The 22165-nt window shown below is 65.9% G+C and carries 19 protein-coding genes, 2 tRNA genes and 5 pseudogenes; 12 read left to right on the top strand and 14 right to left on the bottom strand.

Features of this window, described 5'->3' with window-relative positions:
• Nucleotides 1-87 precede the first annotated feature (87 nt).
• A complete protein-coding gene (locus ACFSUD_RS04570; protein WP_386371927.1) occupies nt 88-1242 on the top strand; it encodes a trans-sulfuration enzyme family protein in 1155 nt (384 codons plus the stop codon).
• Between the two features lie 6 nt (nt 1243-1248).
• Here ACFSUD_RS04570 and dddP read toward each other — a convergent pair whose 3' ends face one another.
• The 4 genes from dddP to ACFSUD_RS04550 all read right to left on the bottom strand — a co-directional run bounded on the left by dddP (nt 1249) and on the right by ACFSUD_RS04550 (nt 5536).
• Nucleotides 1249-2586, bottom strand: coding sequence for a dimethylsulfonioproprionate lyase DddP (gene dddP, locus ACFSUD_RS04565; protein ID WP_386371925.1), 1338 nt, complete (start codon nt 2584-2586; stop codon nt 1249-1251).
• Between the two features lie 192 nt (nt 2587-2778).
• The gene (locus tag ACFSUD_RS04560) at nt 2779-3582 is read right to left on the bottom strand and encodes a lytic murein transglycosylase (RefSeq protein WP_386371923.1); all 804 of its coding nucleotides are present in this window, start codon (nt 3580-3582) and stop codon (nt 2779-2781) included.
• A 180-nt stretch (nt 3583-3762) separates the two neighbouring features.
• Nucleotides 3763-5169: a type I glutamate--ammonia ligase gene (glnA, locus tag ACFSUD_RS04555; RefSeq protein ID WP_386371921.1), complete on the bottom strand. Its 1407-nt coding sequence runs from the start codon at nt 5167-5169 to the stop codon at nt 3763-3765.
• A 28-nt stretch (nt 5170-5197) separates the two neighbouring features.
• Nucleotides 5198-5536: a P-II family nitrogen regulator gene (locus ACFSUD_RS04550; RefSeq protein WP_386371919.1), complete on the bottom strand. Its 339-nt coding sequence runs from the start codon at nt 5534-5536 to the stop codon at nt 5198-5200.
• A 222-nt stretch (nt 5537-5758) separates the two neighbouring features.
• On the opposite strand from ACFSUD_RS04550, the gene ACFSUD_RS04545 reads away from it, so the two are divergent.
• Nucleotides 5759-6610, top strand: coding sequence for an NAD(P)H-hydrate dehydratase (locus tag ACFSUD_RS04545; protein ID WP_386371917.1), 852 nt, complete (start codon nt 5759-5761; stop codon nt 6608-6610).
• A 2-nt stretch (nt 6611-6612) separates the two neighbouring features.
• Here ACFSUD_RS04545 and ACFSUD_RS04540 read toward each other — a convergent pair whose 3' ends face one another.
• Nucleotides 6613-7134, bottom strand: a complete 522-nt coding sequence (locus ACFSUD_RS04540) for a Hint domain-containing protein (protein WP_386371915.1) — start codon at nt 7132-7134, stop codon at nt 6613-6615.
• 145 nt (nt 7135-7279) lie between these two features.
• On the opposite strand from ACFSUD_RS04540, the gene ACFSUD_RS04535 reads away from it, so the two are divergent.
• Nucleotides 7280-7364, top strand: a tRNA-Leu gene (locus tag ACFSUD_RS04535).
• Nucleotides 7365-7644: 280 nt separating this feature from the next.
• On the opposite strand, the gene ACFSUD_RS04530 is transcribed toward ACFSUD_RS04535, so the two are convergent.
• From ACFSUD_RS04530 to ACFSUD_RS04505, 6 genes are all read right to left on the bottom strand, one after another.
• On the bottom strand, nt 7645-8445 hold the full coding sequence (locus ACFSUD_RS04530) for an MBL fold metallo-hydrolase (protein ID WP_386371913.1): 801 nt from the start codon (nt 8443-8445) through the stop codon (nt 7645-7647).
• Nucleotides 8445-9251: a TatD family hydrolase gene (locus tag ACFSUD_RS04525; protein WP_386371912.1), complete on the bottom strand. Its 807-nt coding sequence runs from the start codon at nt 9249-9251 to the stop codon at nt 8445-8447. The genes ACFSUD_RS04530 and ACFSUD_RS04525 overlap by 1 nt, the downstream gene beginning before the upstream one ends.
• Nucleotides 9252-9271: 20 nt before the next feature.
• Entirely contained in the window at nt 9272-10390 is a 1119-nt protein-coding gene (locus tag ACFSUD_RS04520) for a DNA polymerase III subunit delta' (protein WP_386371910.1), read from the bottom strand.
• 64 nt (nt 10391-10454) lie between these two features.
• Entirely contained in the window at nt 10455-11087 is a 633-nt protein-coding gene (tmk, locus tag ACFSUD_RS04515; RefSeq protein WP_386371908.1) for a dTMP kinase, read from the bottom strand.
• The gene (locus tag ACFSUD_RS04510; protein ID WP_386371906.1) at nt 11084-12286 is read right to left on the bottom strand and encodes a serine hydrolase; all 1203 of its coding nucleotides are present in this window, start codon (nt 12284-12286) and stop codon (nt 11084-11086) included. Before ACFSUD_RS04510 ends, tmk begins: the two co-directional genes overlap by 4 nt.
• A gap of 22 nt (nt 12287-12308) precedes the next feature.
• Nucleotides 12309-13220 (bottom strand): SPOR domain-containing protein, encoded by a 912-nt coding sequence (locus tag ACFSUD_RS04505; RefSeq protein ID WP_386371904.1) that lies wholly within the window; start codon nt 13218-13220, stop codon nt 12309-12311.
• Between the two features lie 226 nt (nt 13221-13446).
• On the opposite strand from ACFSUD_RS04505, the gene ACFSUD_RS04500 reads away from it, so the two are divergent.
• Nucleotides 13447-13536 (top strand) — tRNA-Ser (locus ACFSUD_RS04500).
• A gap of 349 nt (nt 13537-13885) precedes the next feature.
• Nucleotides 13886-14722 carry a DUF3883 domain-containing protein gene (locus ACFSUD_RS04495; RefSeq protein ID WP_386371902.1) on the top strand — a complete coding sequence of 279 codons (837 nt, stop codon included), beginning with the start codon at nt 13886-13888 and terminating at the stop codon, nt 14720-14722.
• A 3-nt stretch (nt 14723-14725) separates the two neighbouring features.
• Here ACFSUD_RS04495 and ACFSUD_RS04490 read toward each other — a convergent pair whose 3' ends face one another.
• Nucleotides 14726-15109 (bottom strand): hypothetical protein, encoded by a 384-nt coding sequence (locus tag ACFSUD_RS04490; protein WP_386371901.1) that lies wholly within the window; start codon nt 15107-15109, stop codon nt 14726-14728.
• 133 nt (nt 15110-15242) lie between these two features.
• Here ACFSUD_RS04490 and ACFSUD_RS04485 point away from each other — a divergent pair, with 133 nt between their 5' ends.
• The 6 genes and pseudogenes from ACFSUD_RS04485 (at nt 15243) to ACFSUD_RS04460 (ending at nt 20595) form a co-directional block, all read left to right on the top strand.
• Nucleotides 15243-16187: a hypothetical protein gene (locus tag ACFSUD_RS04485; protein ID WP_386371899.1), complete on the top strand. Its 945-nt coding sequence runs from the start codon at nt 15243-15245 to the stop codon at nt 16185-16187.
• The gene (locus ACFSUD_RS04480; protein WP_386371897.1) at nt 16181-17797 is read left to right on the top strand and encodes a DEAD/DEAH box helicase; all 1617 of its coding nucleotides are present in this window, start codon (nt 16181-16183) and stop codon (nt 17795-17797) included. The genes ACFSUD_RS04485 and ACFSUD_RS04480 overlap by 7 nt, the downstream gene beginning before the upstream one ends.
• Nucleotides 17776-19074: pseudogene (locus tag ACFSUD_RS04475) on the top strand (DUF3987 domain-containing protein); the annotation flags it as partial. The gene ACFSUD_RS04480 and the pseudogene ACFSUD_RS04475, both read left to right, overlap by 22 nt.
• Before the next feature lie 217 nt (nt 19075-19291).
• Nucleotides 19292-19492 (top strand): annotated as a pseudogene (locus tag ACFSUD_RS04470) (DNA methyltransferase); the annotation flags it as partial.
• 4 nt (nt 19493-19496) lie between these two features.
• Nucleotides 19497-20000 (top strand): annotated as a pseudogene (locus tag ACFSUD_RS04465) (DNA cytosine methyltransferase); the annotation flags it as partial.
• Between the two features lie 112 nt (nt 20001-20112).
• Nucleotides 20113-20595, top strand: coding sequence for a hypothetical protein (locus tag ACFSUD_RS04460; protein WP_386372605.1), 483 nt, complete (start codon nt 20113-20115; stop codon nt 20593-20595).
• 16 nt (nt 20596-20611) lie between these two features.
• On the opposite strand, the pseudogene ACFSUD_RS04455 reads toward ACFSUD_RS04460, so the two are convergent.
• Both ACFSUD_RS04455 and ACFSUD_RS04450 read right to left on the bottom strand, forming a co-directional pair.
• Nucleotides 20612-20980 (bottom strand): annotated as a pseudogene (locus tag ACFSUD_RS04455) (WYL domain-containing protein); the annotation flags it as partial.
• 288 nt (nt 20981-21268) lie between these two features.
• Nucleotides 21269-21469: a helix-turn-helix transcriptional regulator gene (locus ACFSUD_RS04450; protein WP_386371895.1), complete on the bottom strand. Its 201-nt coding sequence runs from the start codon at nt 21467-21469 to the stop codon at nt 21269-21271.
• Nucleotides 21470-21979: 510 nt separating this feature from the next.
• Between ACFSUD_RS04450 and ACFSUD_RS04445 the strand changes: the two are divergent.
• Nucleotides 21980-22165 (top strand): annotated as a pseudogene (locus ACFSUD_RS04445) (IS110 family transposase); the annotation flags it as partial.

Below are 22165 nucleotides of genomic sequence, written 5' to 3'. Positions count from 1 at the left end.
GCAGCGGGGAGGGTGAAAGAGGTTTTGCCCGACGCGTCAAGCCGGTGTAGCACGGTGGGGCCGGAGCGCTGCGAGGAGAGAGACGCCATGGACGAGACCGACAGACCCCGCCTTCACCCTGCCACCATCGCCGCCCATGCGGGCGGGGCCACGGATCTCGCCACCGCCGGGGTGGTACCGGCGGTGCATGTGGCGACGACCTTCGGGCGCGACGAGGAATATCGCAAGATGCAGGGCGACAACATGTATCTGCGCTATCACAACGAGAATACGCGGATTGCCGAACAGGTGTTGAGCAAGCTCGAAGGGGCGCGGGAGACCTTGCTCTTTCCCTCCGGCATGGCGGCGACGGCGGCCCTGTTCCGCGCATTGGAGACCGGCACGCGGGTGTTGGTGCAGAGCCAGATCTATTGGGGCACGACGCAGTGGATCCGCAAGTTTTGCGAGCGGCGCGGCATCGGGCTGGAAGAGGTCGAGGCCAGCGATCCGGCAGCGCTGGAGGCGGCCTGCAAGGAGCATCGTCCGGCGCTGGTCTGGGTCGAGACGCCGTCCAACCCCTGGCTGCGGATCACCGATGTGGCGCGGGCGGCGGAGATCTGTCACGGCGTCGGGGCACTGCTGGTGGTCGATTCGACCGCCGCGAGCCCGGTGCTGAGCCAGCCGCTGTCGCTGGGGGCGGATATCGTCATGCATTCGGCGACGAAGGGGATCAACGGACATTCGGACGTTTTGGCCGGGGCGCTTTCGACCAATGATCCGCAGGATCAGATCTGGCAGGAGATCGTCGAGGATCGCGGCTCGGCCGGGGCGGTGCTAGGGCCGTTCGAGGCCTGGCTGCTGACCCGCGGGATGCGCACGCTGCCGCTGCGGATACGGGAGATGTCGCGCAATGCGCAGGCGCTGGCGGAATTCCTTGCCGATCATCCGCAGGTGGAGCAGGTGTTCTATCCCGGTCTGCCGGATCACCCCGGTCACGAGGTCGCGGCCCGGCAGATGGCGGAGGGCTTTGGCTGCCTGCTCTCGCTGGTGGTGCGGGGCGGGGTGGAGGCGGCGTTGAATGTGGCCGGGCGGTTGCAGCTGTTCCATCGCGCCACCTCGCTCGGCGGGGTCGAATCGCTGGTCGAGCATCGTCACACGATCGAGCCGCATACCGGCATACCGGAAGGGCTGTTGCGGCTGTCAGTGGGGATCGAGGATGCGGGCGATCTGATCGCCGATCTGGGGCAGGCATTGGGGCAATAGGGCGGTTCAGCCGCCCATCAGTGCCGCGTCGAAAGGATAGCGGGTCAGGTTCTCGAAACCGTCTTCGGTGATCAGCACCTGATCCTCGAGCTTGATCGAGAAATCGCCGCCCTCGGGGGAGACCAGCGCCTCGACGCAGAGCACCATGCCGGGCTCGAGCGGGTAATCGAAGGCGCCCGGCACCGCCTTGTCGGGGTAGGAGACGTTCGGCCATTCGTCGCAGAGCCCGACGCCATGCATCATGCAGCCGTATTTCTGCCTCTGGAATTGCGGGGCGAGCTGATGGCAATTGGCGGTCAGCTCGGGGATCATCACGCCGGGTCCGAGCAGCGCCATGTTGCTCATGATATGTTCATGGGCATGTTGCATGGCGTAGACCATGTCGGGGCGCGGGGCGGTGTCGCCGATCCACCAGCTGCGCGAAATGTCGATGCAGATGCCGTAGGCGCCGACAAGGTCGGTGTCGAAGGAGATGATTTCATCGGGCTGGGTGATGCGGGGTCCGCATTCTTGGAACCACGGGTTGGTGCGCGGGCCGGAGGCGAGCAGGCGGGTCTCGATCCACTCGCCGCCGCGGCGGATGTTTTCAGCATGGAGCACCGCCCAGATGTCATCTTCGCTGGTCTCGCCATTGGGCACTTCGGCGCGGGCGAAATCCTCCATCATCCGCACGGCGGTTTCGCAGGCATGGGAGGCGCAGCGCATCGCCTTGATCTCTTCGGGGCCCTTGACCGAGCGGGATTTTTCGGTGACCTCTTCGCCGTCCTTGACCTCGAACCCCTGCGCTTCCAGCGCGCGCAGGCCGTGCAGCATGATCTTGTCCACGGCGAGCCGCTTGTTGTTGCCGCCATGGGCCTCGATCAGGGCGCGGACCTCGTTGGCGAAGACATCCGCCGCCACGTCGATCCGGTCGCCCCGGTCGAAATAGAACAGATCGGCGCCGGAGCGGCGTTCACGGACCAGCGGGTTGAATCCGCTGAGAAAGGGCGCGTTCTTGTAATCCCAGATCACCATATGGCCATCGGCGCAGAGCAGCACGGCGCGGAACGGGTTGTGGGTGTTCCAGAGCTGCATGTTGGTGCTGTCGGTGGCGTAGCGGATGTTGAGCGGGTCGAACATCAACAGCCCGCCATAATCGCGCGCGACGATGTGGCGAGTCAGCCGGTCCCAGCGGTAACGACGCATTTCCGGCAGGTCCGGCAAGGCGAGCCCGGCCTCTGCCCATTCGTCTAGGGCCAGGCGGGTCGGGCCGATCTCCATCCGGTCATTGTCGGGGGGCGCGGCGCGGGGCGTCGGCGGGGCATGCGGGGTGATCTTGCGCTGGCTGCTGTAATGGGCGGTCATCGGCGGGCTCCCTCTGTCGGGACCAGCCTGCCTGAAAGAACGCGCGCTGCATCCCTTGAAAGCGACGTTGCCTGAGGTCGTTTTCGACATTGTGCGCGTCAGTCGGCGCTGCGCTTGCCGTCGGGGTGGATGAGTATTTGGGGCATGAAGAAGCGGGAGGCTGCGCCCCGAGGGGGAGCGCAGCCCGGGGGCTCAGCCGTCGATACGGGCAGCCATGATCGCGATCGCCTTCTGGTAGACGCCCGCAGCGTTCCATTGCTTGATCACGTTGAAGTTTGCCTGACCTTCCTGATAGCCGACGCCGGGCTGCCAGCCCTTCTGGCGCAGGAAATTGGCGGTCGAGGCCAGCGCGTCGGCCTGGTTATAGAAATCGACCCGCCCGTCGCCGGAACCGTCGACACCGTAACGCAGCGCATTGCCGGGCAGGAACTGGGTATGGCCGAGTTCGCCGTGTTTGGCGCCCTTGGTGGCGCCGGTGATGGCGCCCTGATCGACCAGTTTGAGCGCGCCGATCGCGTGCGGGATGAAGAAATCCGAGCGGCGGCAATCATAGGCGAGCGTGGTGATCGCGGAGACGACGGCGCTGTCGCCCATGAATCCGCCGAAGCCGGTCTCCATCCCGTGGATCGCCAGAAGCACCCCGGCCGGAACGCCGAAGCGCTGTTCGAGCGATTGATAGAAGCCGGAATCGCGCGCCTTGCGCTTGCGGCCCTGGGCGACGATCGTGTCGGCGCCGCGGATCTGCATGAATTTCTGCAGCGAATAGTTGAAGGATTTCTGGTTGCGGTCGGCGTGGATCGTGCCGGAGGCGTAGCGCGCATTGGCCAGTGCCTCGAGCCCGCGCTGCTTCACCCCGTTGGCCGCGGCGGTATCGGCGAAGCCGGATTTCCAGCTGTTGAAACCGTTGGCATTGTTGCCGCAGGCTGCTGCTGCCGCCGGGGCGGCGAGGGCGCCGGACAGGGCCAGGGAGATGAGTACGGTACTTAGGGGGCGCATGTGAAACCTCTTATATTGACGTTGCACTGAGACTAGCCCGGAGCCGCTGACAAGCAAAGGAAATGGCGCCTCCTGAGGCATTTGCGGCACAGTCGCGCGCAGGTTGCGGCAGGTTCGGCGATCAGGATGCGGAAAGGGCGCCCCCGGGGGAGCGCCCTGATCTCTGCGGTGCCGGTCGGCTCAGCAGGAGTAATACATGCCGAATTCGACCGGGTGCGGGGTCTGTTCGAACTTGTGGACCTCGTCCATCTTCAACGCGATGTAGCCTTCGACCTGGTCGCGGGTGAAGACATCCCCGGCGAGCAGGAAGTCCATGTCGCGTTCGAGCTCTTCCATCGCCTCGCGCAGGGAGCCGCAGACGGTCGGGATTTCCTTGAGCTCCTCGGCGGGCAGGTCATAGAGGTTCTTGTCCATCGCCTCGCCCGGATCGATCTTGTTCTTGATGCCGTCGAGACCGGCCATCAGCAGCGCGGCAAAGCACAGGTAGGGGTTGGCCGCCGGATCGGGGAAACGGGCCTCGACGCGCTTGGCTTTCGGGCTTTCGGTCCACGGGATCCGTACGCAGCCCGAGCGGTTGCGCGCGGAATAGGCGCGCAGCACCGGGGCCTCGAAACCGGGGATCAGGCGCTTGTAGCTGTTGGTGGTTGGGTTGGTGAAGGCGTTGAGCGCCTTGGCATGGGTCAGGATGCCGCCGATGAACCACAGCGCCTCGTTGCTGAGATCGGCGTATTTGTCGCCGGCGAACAGCGGCTTGCCGTCCTTCCAGATCGACATGTTGACATGCATCCCCGAGCCGTTGTCGCCGAAGATCGGCTTGGGCATGAAGGTCGCCGACTTGCCATAGGCATGGGCGACGTTGTGGATGATGTACTTGTATTTCTGGATCTCGTCGGCCTGTTCGGTGAGCGTGCCGAAGATCAGCCCGAGCTCGTGCTGACAGGAGCCGACCTCGTGGTGATGCTTGTCGACCTTCATGCCGAGGCGTTTCATGGTCGAGAGCATCTCGGCGCGCAGGTCCTGCGCCTCGTCGGTGGGGTTGACCGGGAAATAGCCGCCCTTGAGCCCCGGGCGGTGGCCCATGTTGCCCATCTCGTAATCGGTGTCGGAGTTCCAAGAGCCGTCGGAGGCATCAACTTCGTAGGATACCTTGTTGATGGTGTTGGAGAATTTCACGTCGTCAAAGAGGAAGAACTCGGCTTCGGGACCGAAGAAGGCGGTGTCGCCGATGCCGGAGGACTTGAGGTAGGCCTCGGCCTTCTCGGCGGTGCCGCGCGGGTCGCGCTCATAGCTTTCGCCGGTGTCGGGCTCGACGATGGAGCAATGCACGCAGATCGTCTTCTCGGCATAGAACGGGTCGACATAGGCCGAGGCGACGTCGGGCATCAGCTTCATGTCGGAGGCTTCGATGCTCTTCCAGCCGGCAATCGAGGAGCCGTCGAACATGAAACCCTCTTCGAGGAAATCCTCGTCCACGAGGTCGTTGACCACGGTGACATGCTGCAACGTGCCGCGGGTGTCGGTGAAGCGGATGTCGACATATTCGATATCCTCGTCCTTGATCTTCTTCAGGAACGCCTTGTTGTCCATGGAAATGGCCTCTTTCTTTCTGGGTAGCTTACAGCGCGTCCGAGCCGGTCTCGCCGGTACGGATGCGGATGGTCTGTTCGATGGGCGAAACGAAGATCTTGCCGTCGCCGATCTTCTCGGTCTTGGCCGCATCGACGATGGCCTCGATGGCGGCATCGACCTGATCATCGTCGAGCACCACCTCGATCTTCACCTTGGGCAGGAAATCGACGACATATTCGGCGCCGCGGTAAAGCTCGGTATGGCCCTTCTGGCGGCCGAAGCCCTTGACTTCGATCACCGAAAGGCCCTGCACACCGATATCCTGCAGCGCCTCTTTCACCTCGTCGAGTTTGAACGGTTTGATGATGGCTTCGATCTTCTTCATGCTGGCTCTCCGCAATATGACTCGCACCTGTTGCGCCCTACCTCCCATCTTGTGAGGATCGACGCCATGGGCAGGCGGGCGCAGGACGGCGCAAACCGGCCGATGCCGGGACTGCTGCCTGCGGTTTGGGCAGGTCGCCCAAATTTTGGGCGGAAATGAAAATCAGCTGCGCGCGGCGTGGCGACATGAGGCCGGGCGGGCGATGCGCGCAGGGAGTGTGAAATGGACGTGAGGAGCATCGCGCGGGAACATCTGGACCTTGCCGTACTGCGCAAGCGGCAGGGCCATAAATACGATCACGGCCATGCGCTGGTGCTGAGCGGCGGCGCAGGGCGCAGCGGCGCGGCGCTGCTCGCGGCGCGCGGGGCGTTGCGCATCGGCGCCGGGGCGGTGACGCTCGGGGTGCCGCCCGCGGCGCAACTCGAGGTGGCAACGCAGATCCGGGCGCTGATGCTCGCCCGGGTCGCGGATGCGGCGGCGCTCGAAGCGATTTTGGAGGATGAGCGGATCAATATCCTCTGTCTCGGGCCGGGGTTCGGGCTTGGCGAACGGCAGGGTGCGCTTCTGGCATCTGCGCTACGCAGCGGTCGGGGGCTGGTGATCGATGCCGATGCGCTGACGCTCTTGGCGCGGGATGCGGCGCTGTTCGGGTGGCTGCATCCTGGCTGCGTGCTGACGCCGCATGGCGGTGAATTCGCCCGGCTGTTTCCGGATCTCGCCACGGCGCTGGAGGCGGGCATGGGCAGGGCCGAGGCGGCGGGCAAGGCGGCGGCGCGGGCCGGGGCCTGGGTGATCCTCAAGGGCAGCGAGACCTGCGTGGCCGGGCCGGACGGTGCGATTGCGCGGCACCGGGCGACGGGAGAGCGGGCGGCACCCTGGCTCGCCACCGCCGGGGCCGGGGATGTGCTGGCGGGTTTCGTGACCGGGCTGCGCGCCCGCGGGCTGGCGCCGCGCCAGGCGGCGGAGCTGGCGGTCTGGCTGCATGTGGAATGCGCGCTCGATTTCGGCGCCGGGCTGATTGCCGAGGATCTGCCCGAACGTCTGCCGCGGGTGATGAACCGGCTCGGGATCTGAGCTCAGGCGGCGTGCAGCACGGCGCCGGGCGCCCTTGCCGCATCGGCGGTGCCGAGTTCGAGACCGTCGGCATAAAGGATATGCGGACCGTCGCAGAAGATCTGGTAGAGGGTCTGTTCCCTGGTGCCGAGATCGGTGATGAATTCACCGTCGATCAGGGAGCGCGCCGCGACCAGCGCGCGGGCGGAATTGAACAGCGCCCGCGCGCGCCAGTCGCGGATCAGCACCATCTGGTCCCCGGCCAGCAGGGCATCGCGTTCGGGCCGGGTATGGCCGAGCGAGCCCGCCGCCAGCGCGATGGTCCGGACCCGGCGGGTGCTGCGCTGGATATGGGTGACGCGGGACATGCCGCAATCGCGGGTGATCAGCCTGTCGCCGGGCGAGAGATACTCCACCGGTATCTCGCCTTCGAGCGTCAGCAACATGCTGCCCTGCACCAGCCCGGTATCCAGACTGGCATAGGGCCTGAATTGGCCCGTGTGCGGATCCTGTCCGCCAACGCGCCCGACCGTATTCGGTTTCATGGGCGTTCTCTCTGCTTACCTGCCTCAGGTTGTGCCGAGTCTAGGCAAAGATCCGATTAATGTCCCGTCTTTTTGCTCTCGCCTAAGCGCTTCATGTTTGATACGCAGCAGGCGATCTGTGTCGGGCAAGCCCCGCGCAGCGCGTGCGGGTGTGGCGGAATTGGTAGACGCACCAGATTTAGGTTCTGGCGCCGCAAGGCGTGGGGGTTCAAGTCCCTTCACCCGCACCACATTGATTTAAAATGATAATTTATTTCGAGAAAAGCGGGTTCGCTCCGGGCACGGTGACGTTCCGGCCCGGGTTTTTCGCCGCGTTTCCGCGTGGCTTTTCAGGGGGCCGGGTCATGGTCGCGGGGCGGGCGCGCCGTTGCATTTGCGCATCATCTGGCTGGCGCCCTGTCCCCGGTCGGGTGCCCCGAAGCACTGCGGCAGAATCAAGGAAGAAGCGCTGCCGGGGGTTTCACACCCCCGGACCCCCGTGAGGTATTTCAGGTCAGAAGAAGCCGGAGATCAGGTCAGCGGGAAGGTGAGCTGCAGCCCGTCGAAGGCCGGCCGGATATGGGCGGGAAGCTCGGCGGCAAGGGTCGCGTAGTCGAGATCGTTGTGCATGTTGGTGAGCACCGCGCTTTTCGGGGCGATCCGCCCGATCCATTCGAGGGTGCGCGCCAGATGGCTGTGGGTCGGATGCGGGTCGCGGCGCAGAGCATCGACGATCCAGCAGGTGAGATTGTCGAGATGCGCCCAGGCCGGATTGGGGATTTCCGAGACATCGGGCAGGTAGGCCACGTCATGCATGCGAAAGCCGAGCGCGTCGATCGGGCCGTGGGCGACGCTGAACGGGGTGAAGGTGAGCCGCCCCCCGGCGCCGTCGATCTCGATATTGCCGGTGATGTCATGCATGTCGAGGATCGGCGGGTAGAGCGAGCCTTCGGGGCGGATGAAGGCATAGCCGAACCGGTCGAGAAGCGCTGCCTTGGTGGGGGCGTCGGCCCAGACCGGCAGGCGGCTGCGCATGTTCATGACGATCATCCGCAGATCGTCGAGCCCATGGACGTGATCGGCATGGGCATGGGTATAGAGTACCGCGTCGAGCCGTCCCACCCCGGCGTCGAGCAGCTGCGCGCGCATGTCGGGGGAGGTGTCGATCAGCACCGTGGTGGTACCGTTTGCGCCGATCCGTTCGACCAGCAGCGAGCATCGGCGGCGCCGGTTTTTCGGCTCTGCCGGGTCGCAGGCGCCCCAATGGCCGCCGAGCCGGGGCACGCCGCCCGAGGAGCCGCAGCCGAGAATGGTGAGGCGCAGCCGGTCCATCAGGCGGCTGCCACATGGGCCGCGGCCTTGGCGAAGAGCCGGTCGAAATTGGCCTGGGTCCGGGCGGCGAATTCGGCATAATCGAGGCCGAAGGTCTCGGCGCCGCGGCGGGCGGTATCGGCGGCATAGGCCGGTTCATTGCGTCGGCCCCGGTGCGGCGGCGGGGCGAGATAGGGGGCGTCGGTCTCGACCAGGATCCGGTCCATCGGCGCGGCGGCGAAGATCTCGCGCAGGTCGGTGGAGCGCGGGAAGGCGGTGATGCCCGACATCGACAGGTAGAAATCGAGGTCGAGCGCGGCGCGGGCCAGTTCCGGCGTCGAGGAAAAGCAGTGCATGACGCAGGCATAGGCGCCGTTGGCGTGTTCTTCGCGCAGGATCCGGGCCATGTCGGCATCCGCGTCGCGCGCGTGGATGATCAGCGGCAGGCCGGTCTCGCGCGCGGCGTCGATATGGATCCGCAGGGAGGTCTGCTGGATCTCGGCGCTTTCGGCGGTGTAGTGATAATCGAGCCCGGTCTCGCCGATGCCGACCATCTTTGGATGGCGGGTCAGGGCGATCAGCTCGTCGGTGCTGGCCAGCGGTTCTTCGGCGGCGGACATCGGATGGGTGCCTGCGGCGTAGAAGATCGGCGCATGGGCCTCGGCAATGGCGCGGACGGCAGGTTCGTTTCTGAGCCGGGTGCAGATTGTCACCATCCGGGTGACCCCGGCTGCGGTGGCGCGGGCGATGATCTGTGGCAATTCGCCGTCGAAATCGGGGAAATCGAGGTGGCAATGGCTGTCGGTGATTTCGGGTGTATCGGTCATCCGGCCGGGCCTCTCACTGGTCAACGGGGCGCAGTCTGGCCCATTTTCTGCAGGGTATCTAGGACCAGCGCGGCAGGGTCAAGGTTGACCGCCAGCCCGTGCTGGGCCCGCGATGAGATCTCCTGGGCGATGTCGGCCCAGGCGCGGCCCTGGCCGGGGCCGGGGGCGAGGCGGATCAGCATGTCACGCTCGCCCGGTGCGGCCTCGATCAGCGGCGCCGCGCCGGTGGCGCCGGTGCGGGCCAGACGCGCCAGCAACAGGTCGATCAGGGTGAACAGCAGGGCGAGTTTTTCCTCGGCGCCGCGCGTGGCGGCGGCCTCGGCGAGTTTCAGGGCGCGGGCGCGATCGATGCGGGGCAGGCTGGCCATCAGCGTCACCAGCTCGGCGTAGATCTGCAATCCGCCGAGCAGCGACAGGCGCAGCGCGGCCCCGACCGAGCCGCCGGACAATTCGGCCAGCGCGCCGGGATCGCCCGCGACCGGTTCGGGCAGGGCGGCGAAGGCCTCGGTCATCTCATCGGGGCTGAGCGTGTCGAGCCGCAGCACCCGGCAGCGCGAGCGGACGGTGGGCAGCAGGGCGGAGGGCTGGTGGCTGATCAGCAGGAGGGTCGCGCGTTCGGGCGGTTCCTCGAGCATTTTCAGCAGCGCATTGGCGGCGTTGGGGTTCATCTCGTCGGCGGAATCGATGATCACCACGCGGCGGCCGCCCTCGGCGGCGGAGAGCTGGAAGAAGCTCCCGAGGCTGCGGATGTCATCGACGACGATCTGCTTGCGCATCCGTTTGGTTTCGGGATTGAGGCTGCGGGTCACCGATTTCAGCCCCGGTTCGGCCCGCGCGGCGAGCCGCCGGGCGACCGGATGGTCGGCGTCGATGTCAAGGCTGGTCGCCGACGGCATGTCGAACATGCCGCCATCGTCTGGCCCCGGGGTGGCGAGCAGGAACCGCGCCAGACGCCAGGCGAGGGTCGCCTTGCCGGTGCCGCGTGGTCCGGTCAGCAGCCAGGCGTGATGCAGCTTGCCGGTGTTGAACGCGTTAAGAAACGCCGCCTCTGCCGCTTCCTGTCCGATCAGGCGAACGGTATCGCGCGGATGCGGCGCGCCGGGAATGGCATCGGGCTGCGGGTGGTCATCATCGCTCATGGCTGGGGTCTAACATATCTGGCGGGGGAGGAAACGGGGCCGAAACGACGCGGGCCGGGGTGGTTCAGCGCGCCCGCAACCGCGCATCGACCGCGGCGGTGACGGTCCGGGAAACGGCGTCGATCGCGCCGCTGCCGTCGATGACCTCGAAACGGTCGGGGAATTCGGCGGCCAGATCGAGAAAGCCGCGGCGCATCGCCGCCTGCATCGGCAGGCCGAAATCCTCGAACCGTTCCTCCGCCGTGCGGCGTGAGAGGGCGCGCGAGAGGCCCGCCGCCGGTTCCATGTCGATCAGCAGGGTCAGGTCGGGTTCGATGCCGATCATCAGCGCGTGGAGCTGATCGACAACCGGACGCAGATCGCCGCGCGACAGGCCCTGATACATACGTGTGGAATCGGCGAAACGGTCGCAGATCACCACCTTGCCCGCCGCCAGGGCCGGGCGGATCGTGCGTTCCAGATGATCGCGCCGCGCGGCGGTGAAGAGCAGGATCTCGGTCTCGGCGGACCAGCGGTCGGGGTCGCCCTGCAGGACGAGCGCGCGGATCTCCTCCGCACCGGGGCTGCCGCCGGGTTCGCGGGTCAGCACGACGTCTTGGCCGCCCGCGGCCAGATGATCGCGCAACAGCCTTGCCTGGGTGGATTTTCCCGAACCGTCGATGCCTTCGAAGCTGATGAACAGGCCGGGGGCGTTCACGAGGCCTCCTCTTGCCCCGCGCTTTCCGACGTGTCAGCGGCGGGGGTCTCACTGCGCGGTCCGGCGTTGAGCCGGGTCAGGAGGTGCTTTGCCGCTGCCATGACCTTGACCTTGAAGCCCCCCGGCGCAACGGCCGCGGCCGCCACCAGCGGGACCCGCACTTCGGGCAGACCGTCGCGGGTCAGCACCAGTTCGGCGAGCTCCTGCCCCTTGCTCAGGGGCGCGTGAAAGGGGCTCTGGTAGACGACCTCGGCGCTGGTGTCCTGACCGCCGCTCACCGGCACCAGGACCGAAAGGTCCCTGGCGAGTTCCAGCCCGACGCTCGGCGCAGCCCCGAGCGCCACCGGCGCCTGGGCGATCTCGGTTCCGGCCGCTCCGAGCTGGCGCTGGGAGAATTGCCGGAAGGCCCAGTTCACGATGGCCTCGGCCTCCTGCGCGCGCACGGCTTCGCTGTCGAGCCCGGAGAGGACGAAGATGATCCGCCGGTTGCCCTCGGTCGCCGAACCGACGAGACCATAGCCGGCTTCCGACGTATGGCCGGTCTTCAGCCCGTCGGCACCGATACCCATGGTGAGCAGCGGATTGCGGTTGTACTTGTTGCTCGGAACCCGGTTGTCGAAGACGAATTCGGTCTCCTTGAACAGCGGGTAGAATTGCGGGAAATCCTCGATCAGATGCTGCGCGAGCAGGCCGAGATCGCGCAGCGACATCAGATGCCCGGCCTGCGGCCAGCCGTTGGAATTGGTAAAGGTCGAATTGGTCATCCCGAGCTGCTGGGCGCGCTGGGTCATCAGGCGGGCAAAGCCGTATTCGGTCCCATCCGGGCTCAGCGCCTCGGCGATCACCGCGCTGGCGTCATTGCCCGAAAGCACGATGATGCCGCGCAGCAGGTCCTCGACCTTGACCCGATCGGTGGTGTCGAGAAACATCGACGATCCGCCATAGGCCGCCGCATGATCGGAGACCGGCAGCACTTCGTTGAGGTCGAGCACGCCCTTCTCCACCGCCTCGAAGGCCATGTAGAGGGTCATCAGCTTGGACATCGAGGCCGGGGGCAGGGGCTGGTCGGCATTCTTGGCCAGCAGCACCGTGCCGGTGGTCTGGTCCATGATATAGGCGGCCTTGGCCTTGGTGTCGAAGGCGAGGGCAGGGAGGCTGAACAGGATCAGCGCCAGGCTGGCAGCGAAATGGCGGATCATCAAAAGTTGGCTCCTTCTTGGGTCAGTTAGACACGGCATAGGCATCGGAGAAGCCTTCCGCCTTGATCGCCTTCAGCAGCTTGTCGCGCTCGCCGGGGCTGGCCGCCGGCCCGACAAGAACGCGCCAGAACGGCTTGCCGTTGATCTCGCTGCGCTTGATCGTCGGCACCATTCCGGCGGCGCGCATCTGCTTGCCGGTGCGCGTGGCGTTGGCCTCGACGCTGAAGATGCCGATCTGCACGAAGGTCTTGCCAGGCGCCCTGGCAGGCTTGGCAGCGGCGGCCGGTGCGGGTCTGGTCGCGGGTGGCTTGGCTGTGCTTGCCGCGACGCTCACCGGACCGCTTGGCGCGGCGTCCCCGGTTGCGGCGGCAGGTTCGAGCATGGCTTCGCGCACCGCGCTGGGGGCGGCGAGGGCGAGTTCGTCAACCGCGCTGTCCTCCTCCGCCCCGGTCTCGGTCTCCGCCTCGGGCGCCTGCTCCTGTCGGCGCAGGGCCGTGACGTTGAGCGGCGCCGGGGCCCCGGCCAGCACGTCCAGCGCGGCGGCGGCATCCGAGGATATCTGCAGGCTCGGCCCCGGCAGGTCGCGCTCGCGGCGGAACAGCGCCCCGATGACGAATTTCTCGTTCTGCTGGTTGCGAATGATCACCCGCTCGGGTTCCTTCACATCCGGATGTGCCACCCAGACGCCGCCCAGCGAGGGCCGCCCGTCCCAGAGCCCTTCCTCGGTCACTGAAAACACGTCCGGCGCCTCGACATCACGCTCCACCAGCCGGGTCGAGCGGGGCGCATCACCCGTCGCGCTCTCCCCGCCGCTGCCAAGGGAGAACCGCCCGCCTTCGCCACAGCCCGCCAAGAGGCTCAGCGCCACGGTGCCGACGCTCAACAATAGCAATGGGCGCCGCGTCCCGCGCATCCTGGGGTCTGGCCTGATCATGATCCTGTCCTTGCCTGCCGGCACCGCGCAAACGGGCCTGTTCCGCCGCGATTACGGCACCTCACCTGCCCCATTGCAAGGGGCTTTGGCGCACATTATCCTGCCGCGCGGGCACTGAAAAGGCCGAGCCGCCCGGTTCGGCAAATTTCCCCGGCTCCGCAAAGTTCTTCTTGCAGCCATTGGCATTTGCCGAATCAACATCGGCAGATTAGGAGGAGCGGGCTGCGGAGGAGTGGCAGAGTGGTCGAATGCACCGGTCTTGAAAACCGGCGTGCGTGAGAGCGTACCGTGGGTTCGAATCCCACCTCCTCCGCCACTTGCAAATTGCAAACCCGAAAACAGGTCCCTCGCGGGGCCTTTTTCTTTATGTGCCAAAGGGGTTTTCAGGCACCATCCGCCCTTCAGAGACGGGCCGACTGCGCGAGATCGGTCTCCGAATGCCCACCGTCTCTTTCCACCCGCCCTGCGCTCTCGGCGAGACGGATTCAAAATCCCTATACATTTCAATGATCTGATCGGGTCGCGTTGCGCCCGTGTTTCGCTGGTTCCGGCTTGTTTCGATGAAGTCGGAGGCGCGACACGCGCGGCGTGTTCGTTGGTATGTCTTGGGAGCCTTGCGCGAAGTCTCTGATGACAAACGCAGTTTCCGCCTTTAGCCTGGCGGGATGTCAAACGGGGCCTGGACTGATCAAGAGAACGACCTGATCGTCGCGGATTACTTGGCGATGCTGGCCGACGACGTCTCTGGTCGCCCCTACAACAAGGCCGAGCATCGGCGCGGGCTGCTGCCCCTGTTGAATGATCGGTCCGAGGGATCGGTCAAGTTCAAGCACCAGAACATCAGCGCCGTGCTGAAGGGGCTGGGTGAGGACTGGATCCCGGGCTACAAGCCCGCCTTCAATTTCCAGATGACGCTGGTGGATGCAGTGGCGCGCTGGCTGGCGCTGAATCCGGCTTGGCTCGGTCGCCATTCGCGTCCGGGAGCGCCGACTGGCTTGGCGGAGGCGCGGCCGATCTGGACCGGGCCGCCGCCCACGCTGTCGAACCAGCCGCCGCCGCAGGAGCTGGAGCAGATGCTGCACATCGCCCGCAAATTCGATGTCGCGGCGCGAGACGAGCGAAACCGCGCCCTCGGCCGTGCCGGTGAGGAACGCGTCCTGGCGCATGAGCGTGCAGCCCTGAAATCAGCGGGCCGCGACGATCTTGCGCGCAAGGTCAGATGGGTTTCGGAGGAGGATGGCGATGGCGCCGGCTACGACATCGCGAGTTTCGCGCCGGACGGCCGTCCGCGCCTGATCGAGGTGAAGACGACGAATGGCTGGGAGCGCACGCCTTTTCATATCAGCCGCAACGAGCTGGCTGTGGCCGAGGAGCGGCGCTCGCAATGGTCCCTGTTCCGCCTGTGGAACTTTGCGCGCGAGCCGAAAGCGTTTGAGCTGCACCCGCCGTTGGACGCGTATGTCTCGCTGACCGCGACGTCCTTTCAGGCGAGTTTTCATTGAGGGTTACCGAAACGCCCGCTCAGCCTGCTCCTGCCATGTCTCCCCGGCCAGAAAACACAGGTCATAGAGGCTGACCACCGACGCCTCGCGCCCGCAGGTCAGGCGTTTGAGCACCTCGGGTGCCAGATAGGCGAGGCGCAGCTGGCGGCTGACATGGCGCTCGGCCAGACCGACGGCCTCGGCCAGCTCCTGGATCGTGGCGAACTCACCTGCCTCCATACGCCGCCGCCAGCCCCAAGCCCGGCCGATGGCGCGCAGGATGTGCGGGTCCTGCGTCTGATCCTCACTCGGGCTGTAATCGGCGGGCGGCATGATCTTGGGCCGTCCATTCTTCCTGCGCAACTTCAGGGGGATCAGCACGCGGATCGTGTCGTTGCTTCGGGTCATTCGGCGGCCTCCATGTCGCGCGGGGCGATCATCTCGAGGATGACGCCTGCGACGCCTTCGCGGCGGATGACCCCGAGACTTGGGATGGCATTCTGGCCGAGGCTCAGGCCCGCACCGAACGGGAGGGTCTGTGATGGCAGAGCTTCCCGAAGCCCCCACGCCGACGCTGACGGCGATCTATGCCGATTACGAGGCCCGCCAGGGCGATGGTTTCCGCGATCACCTCGGGGCGTCGATCATCGGCAAATCCTGTGCCCGGGCGCTCTGGTATGATTTCCGCTGGGTCACGCCCTCGCGCAATTCCGGCCGCCTGCTGCGCCTTTTCGAGACGGGTCAGCTGGAAGAGGACCGGCTCGTGCGCAACCTGCGTGCCACCGGGGCGACCGTGCTCGAGGTCGATCCCGAAACCGGCCGCCAGTTCCGGGTCGAAGCCCATGGTAGCCATTTCGGCGGCTCGCTCGACGGCGTGGCCCTCGGGCTCCTGGAGGCGCCCAAGACCTGCCATGTGCTGGAGTTCAAGACCCACTCGGTCAAGAGCTTCAACGAGTTGGTCGCCAAGGGCGTCGTTCTGGCCAAGCCCCAGCATGCGGCGCAGATGCAGATCTACATGCACCTGACCGGCATCACGCGCGCCCTCTACGTCGCGGTCTGCAAGGACACCGACGCGCTGCATGTCGAGCGCATCAAGGCGGACCGCGCCATGGCCGAGCGCCTCTTGGAAAAGGCGGGGCGCATCATCTTCGCCCAGCATCCGCCCGCGCGGATCAGCGAGGACCCGGCCTGGTTCGAATGCCGGTTCTGCGATCACCATGCGGCCTGCCATGACGGCGGTGGGGCCGCAGTGACCTGCCGGTCCTGCCTGCATTCCACACCCGTCGAGGGTGGTTGGCACTGCGCCCGCCACGACCGGATGCTGGCCCCGGCGGAGCAGCGCGCCGCCTGCGACCGCCATCTCTTCATCCCCGATCTCATCCCCGGCGAGGTCATCGATGCGGGCGACGATCTCGTCACCTACCGCATGGCCGATGGCTCGACCTGGACCAACAACGCCCGTTCTCCGGAGGCCGCGCCATGCTGACCCTGCGCCCCTATCAACAGGCCGCGATCACCGCGATCTACGGCTATTTCCAGACCCACACCGGCAATCCGCTGATGGTCATTCCGACCGCGGGCGGCAAGTCGCTCGTCATGGCCTCCTTCATCGAGGGCGTGCTGAAGGCCTGGCCCGACCAGCGCATCCTGATCGTGACCCATGTCCGGGAATTGATCGCCCAAAACCATGCCGAGATGACCGGCCTCTGGCCCGATGCCCCGGCGGGCATCTATTCGGCGGGCCTCGGAAAACGCGAGGCTCAGGCGCGGATTCTCTTCGCCGGCATCCAGTCGATCCACCGCCGCGCGGCAGAGATCGGCCACACCGATCTGGTGCTGATCGACGAAGCGCATCTGATCCCTGGCAAGTCGAGCACCATGTATCGGCGCTTCCTAGACGCGCTGAAGGCGATCAACCCTGCGCTCAAGGTGATCGGTCTGACTGCCACGCCGTTCCGGCTCGATTGCGGGATGCTGCACGAGGGGCAGAACGCACTCTTCACCGATACGGCCTATGAGGCCCCGGTCCGCGAGCTGATCGATGCGGGGTATTTGAGCCCTCTGGTCTCGAAACAGCCCGCAACCCGGCTCGACGTCTCGAAGGTGGGCACCCGCGCGGGCGATTTCATTGCGCGCGATCTGGCGGCGGCGGTCGATCAGGACGCCATCACCCGCGCGGCCGTTACCGAGATCATCGAGCATGGCCGCGATCGGAAATCCTGGCTGGCCTTCTGTTCGGGTGTCGAGCATGCGCGTCATGTGGCGGAGGAATTCGGCCGCCAGGGCATCAGTTGCCGCACGATCTTCGGCGACACGCCGAAGGACGAGCGCGATGCGATCCTTGCCGCCTTCAAGCGCGGCGAAATCCGGGCGCTGGCCTCGATGGGCGTGCTGACCACCGGCTTCAACGCGCCGGGCGTCGACCTGATTGCGCTCCTGCGCCCGACGCAATCGGCCGGGCTCTATGTGCAGATGGTCGGGCGCGGCACCCGCCTCGCGCCGGGCAAGGAAAACTGCCTGGTGCTGGACTTCGCGGGCAATGTCCGTCGCCACGGACCGATCGACCTCGTGCGCCCCAAACGCCCCGGCGATGGCAGCGGGGGCGATCCACCGACCAAGGTCTGCCCGGATTGCGACAGCATCATCGCGCTCTCGGCGACGGAATGCCCGGATTGCGGCTATGTCTTCCCGGCGCGCGAGGTGAAGATCGCCCCGACGGCCGCCACGCTGCCGGTGCTTTCGCCGAAGCAGCAATGGCTTCCGGTCACGGGCGTTTCCTATAGCCGCCACGACAAGGCCATGCCGATCATCCCGACACCGGCGCGCCCTATGTCTGGCCCGACGAGGGGCTGGCCGATCTCGGCATCAGCGACCTTCCGGAGATCAAGGCCGAAGCTGCGGCAGCCTTCATCGAGGAGGCTTGTGCGATGCTGCCCGAGGCCCTGCGTAAGCGCGGGCTGCGCTCGGCAGCCGCGGCCACCGTGCTGCGCAACCACGGGCAGATCGGCACCTTGTCGGCCATCCGGTCGGCGCTCGACTGGCTGCCGAATGACGAGCTCGATTACGACAGCTGGATGCGCATCGGCATGGCGCTGAAAGGCGCGCTTGGCGATGAGGGCGGCGAGGTCTTTGCCACCTGGTCGGCCCAGGCGGCCAAGGATGTGCCCGCGACCACGGCCCGCGCCTGGGCGAGCTTCAAGCCCGACAGGATCGGCGCGGGCACCATTTATCACCTCGCCATGGAACGAGGCTGGCAGCCCGATGCCGCCTTGCGCCTCGATGGCAGTCTCGATCCGGATGGCCCGCATCCGGCCGCCGATCTGCTGGCCCGGCTGGAGGGAAGCGCGCCCACCGTCGCCGACCCGGAAAAGCCGACCTTCAGCCTGGACATCCCCGACGGTCTTGTCGGCGAGCTGACCGGCTACATGCTGGCCACCGCCCGCCGCCCGCAACCGCTTCTGTCGCTCGGGGCCAGCCTCTGCGCCATCGGCGCGCTGATGGGCCGGCGGTATCGCGCGACCAGCAACCTGCGTTCGAACCTCTATGTCGTGGGGATCGCTGACAGCGGCTCGGGCAAGAACCACGCCCGCGAGATCATCAACGAGGTGTTCTTCGAGGCAGGCCTTGCCCACCATCTCGGCGGCAACAAGATCGCCTCTGGCGCGGGGCTTTTGACCGCGCTCCATCGCCAGCCCGCGACCCTGTTCCAGATCGACGAATTCGGGATGTTCCTGTTGGCCGCCGCCGACCGCAAGCGCAGCCCGCGCCACATCACCGAGATCCTCGACAACATGACCGAGCTCTTCATGGCCGCAGGCGGGATCTTCCTTGGGGCCGAATATGCGAACCGCGACGGCACCAATGAGCGGCGCGACATCAATCAGCCCTGCCTTTGCGTCTATGGCACCACGATGCCCCTGCATTTCTGGGGCGTGCTGCAGGGCGCGAATGTGGTCGACGGCTCGCTCGCGCGCTTTCTGATCCTGCCGAGCCGTGAGGACTATCCCGACGAGAACCTCGCCGTGGGCATCCGGCAAGCGCCGCCCACGCTGATCCAGGCGCTCCAGCAGGTCGCGAAAGGCGGCGGCACCGTGAAGGGCAACCTGACCGGCAAGACCGCCGATCAGAACACCGCCGTTAACCCGATGACCGTGCCGATGTCGGATGCGGCGCGCGCCCGGTTTGCCGATCTCAGCGACGCCCTGACCGAGGAGCTACGGGCGGCGGCCGGGACGGCCTTCACTGCCATTCTCGCCCGCATCGGAGAGAACGCGTTGAAGCTCGCGCTGATCGTCGCTGTCGGGCGCGATCCCGTGCGCCCCGAGATCGACATCTCCGGGGCGGATTGGGCCATCGGCTTCGTGCGCCATTACGCGCGGCGCACCATGGAGGCGGTCGAGCGCCATGTGGCGGATACCGAGACCGAGGCGCATCTGAAGCGGCTGAAGGAGATCGTCCGCGCGGCCGGGCCCAAGGGGATCACCAAATCCGAGATCACCCGCGCCTCCCAATGGCTGAAATCGCGCGACCGCGACGAAATCCTGCTGACCCTGATCGAGAGCGGCGACATCACCACCGGCATGCGCGGCTCAGGCGGTGTACGAGCCCTTCATGGGATCTGGTACGACGCTGATCGCGGCCGAAACGACGGGCCGCGTTTGCCTCGGGATCGAACTGAACCCGGCCTATGTCGATGTCGCCGTGCAGCGCTGGCAGCAATTCACCGGCCATGAGGCCGTGCTGGACAAGACCGGCCAGACCTTCGCCGATCTGACGGCCAACCCACGCTGAGGCGATGCATGACCTGGCTTTACCTTCCTCCGGACGCGCTTCCGAAGCCGGAGACCTGTTCGGCCTCTCGCTCTGTTCCGGCGCAGGCGGGCTCGACCTCGGGCTCACCATCGCCATGCCCGGATATCGAACTGTGGGCCATGTCGAGCGGGAAACCTACGCCGCGGCCACTCTCGTGGCGCGGATGGAGGACGCGACCCTGGATCGCGCGCCTGTCTGGGACGATGTTGCCAGCTTCGACGGCCGCCCGTGGCGCGGCGCTGTGGACATCGTCACTGCGGGCTATCCGTGCCAGCCGTTCTCGGTCGCGGGCAAGCGACAGGGCGCGGACGACCCGCGCCACCTCTGGCCGCATGTCGCGCAAATCATCGACGAGGTCGAGCCGCCCTTCGTCTTCCTCGAGAATGTCGCCCATCATCTCCGCCTCGGCTTCCCCGAAGTCGCCAGCGGACTGGTCGTCATGGGCTACCGCCTTGCGGCAGGCCTCTTTACGGCGGCGGAAGTCGGTGCGCCCCACAAACGCGAGCGTCTGTTCATCCTCGCCGTCCGTGAAGACGACGAGCTGGCCGACCCCGCGCGCCTGCTCCGGGACCCGCTCGAGCGGTGGCAACCGGACGGAGATGCTGCGGCTGTGGCCGACGCCCCGGGCCAGCGCCAACGAGAACCGGCAGACCAAACCGTCGCCCTCGCAAGAAGCGGGCAAACAGGGAATGAACCCGGCAACGAGCGCCGCGATGTGGCCGACGCCGCAGACGGACAGCTTTCGCAGCCAGGGAGGTGCCCGGAAAAACGAGAAGGGCTTCGATGGCATGGCGCGGGACTGGCCGACGCCGATGGCGACAGACGGCAACAAGCCGAGCGCGGGCAACCGCAAATCAGCCGACCTGACCAGCGCCTGCCAGATGTGGATGACGCCGACGGCTCGCGATCACAAGGATGGCGCGACGACGCTGACGAACACGCCGGTGAAAGTGACACCCCGCCTCGACAGAGACGGCGCCCATATCGGTGAGATGGACAAATCGCCAGTCTTCCGCCGCTTCCTGCCGTGCGAGCGCTCGCCAGGCGCGCGCAATCCCATCTTCAGTCCACCCAGTCATTGAGGCCTCCCCATAGTACGCTGACCCCGCGAACCGGCGTAGGGGCGGCCGCGTAGGGCGGGAGGTTGGCGATCCAGGCGTCCTCGCGGTCGACGATCCCGTCAGCGACCGATCGCAGCTGTGCAAGGTAGCGGCTCGCGTCAGGCTCGAGGAACTGCGGCTTGAACCCGGAGCCGCGTACATAGGTTCGCGCACTCTTGTCGTAGACCATGTTGTCAGGCGCGAAGCCGATGTAGCGGTTCAGGTCGGTGGACGCCTGGTTCACCGAGACCCCGAACTGGTCCATCAGATCGCTCCGGTTCACATGCCCCTCCCAGAACAGGCGGAACTCTATGAACTCGAGGCGCTGCTCGACACCCCAGCGAAGTTCCGACCGGTCATTCTCCAAAATCACCTCCGGGCCAGATCGGTGGACCCGCAAACTATGCGGGCCCATTTTCTGTGCTCTCGATGACGCTAACTGAGGGGAGGAAAGCGGGCAATCGAAATTGCGCGTAAAGTGATTGTTTTCGAACGCGGTTCTATCTGGAGGTGAAGATGATTGTTATGGTTTTGGCCCGAGGGCAGGAATGACGCTTGCTGGCGATCTGCATATGCTATTCGGCGGACGCAACTTCCCTGCGCAGGTCAGAACAACTCGCTGCGCAGGGTTTGGTTGACGATGCGCGCGCCGGTTTCAACGTCCGGCCTTTATCTCCTCCAAATCACGCAGCTCTTGGTGTTCGAACGCCAGCACATCTTCGAGGCGGTAGATCACCCGCCCGCCGAGCTTCATGAAGCGCGGCCCATCTCCGATCCACCGCCAACGCTCGAGCGTCCGTGGGCTAATTCTCCATCGGGCAGCCAGATCGATTTGACTGAGGCATACTTCTCGCATTTTTGTTTCCTTTCGAACGACCACCGTGGTCGCACGACAACGAATGCGTAGAAAGAAAACGTATTCAAGTCAGTGTGTTGCGGGTCACTGCGCGTTGTGGGCTGCTTCCCTCGGACATTGGGCGCAGCAGCGAATTGCCCAGTGAACCGGCGTCAAATTGCGAAATGTTCGCTAGAAATCCGTAAGACACGTTAGCCTTCCGTAGCTCCTTCAGGGGTCACGGGAGACGGTCTGGTTGGAAGCGCACCTCCTCCGCCAGCGGAACTATTCAATTGGAACGCGAACCTAAGCACCCATTCTATCGGCGTACGAAACGCCTTCATGGCGCCAGGGCGGCGGTTCCTTTTCAACCACAATCGCGCGTCTTAACTGATCCCGTAACATCGGCTCTTTAGACCCCATGATCGCCGTGTGAGCTGACTGGCTCGGCGGCCTCTCCCGCGGCATTCTCCGTTCGAGGGTTGCGTCAGATAGGCTGGCGCCGAGCCTCAAGAATGGGGGAGAGACCACATGCAGGATAGCACATTCATCGGGCTTGATGTCCACAAGGCGACGATCTCCGTCGCCGTCGCGCGAGGTGAACGCGGGGGCGAAGTGCGCCATTGGGGAACAATCACACATCGGCCGGACCACATCAGGAAGTTGGTCGAGAAATTGGGTGTTCACGGAGGCCGTTTGTATTTTTGCTATGAGGCC

It is taken from the genome of Sulfitobacter aestuarii, from assembly GCF_042685005.1.
Classification (GTDB): Bacteria; Pseudomonadota; Alphaproteobacteria; order Rhodobacterales; family Rhodobacteraceae; genus Sulfitobacter; species Sulfitobacter aestuarii.
This window is presented reverse-complemented; position numbering and strand designations above follow the sequence as displayed.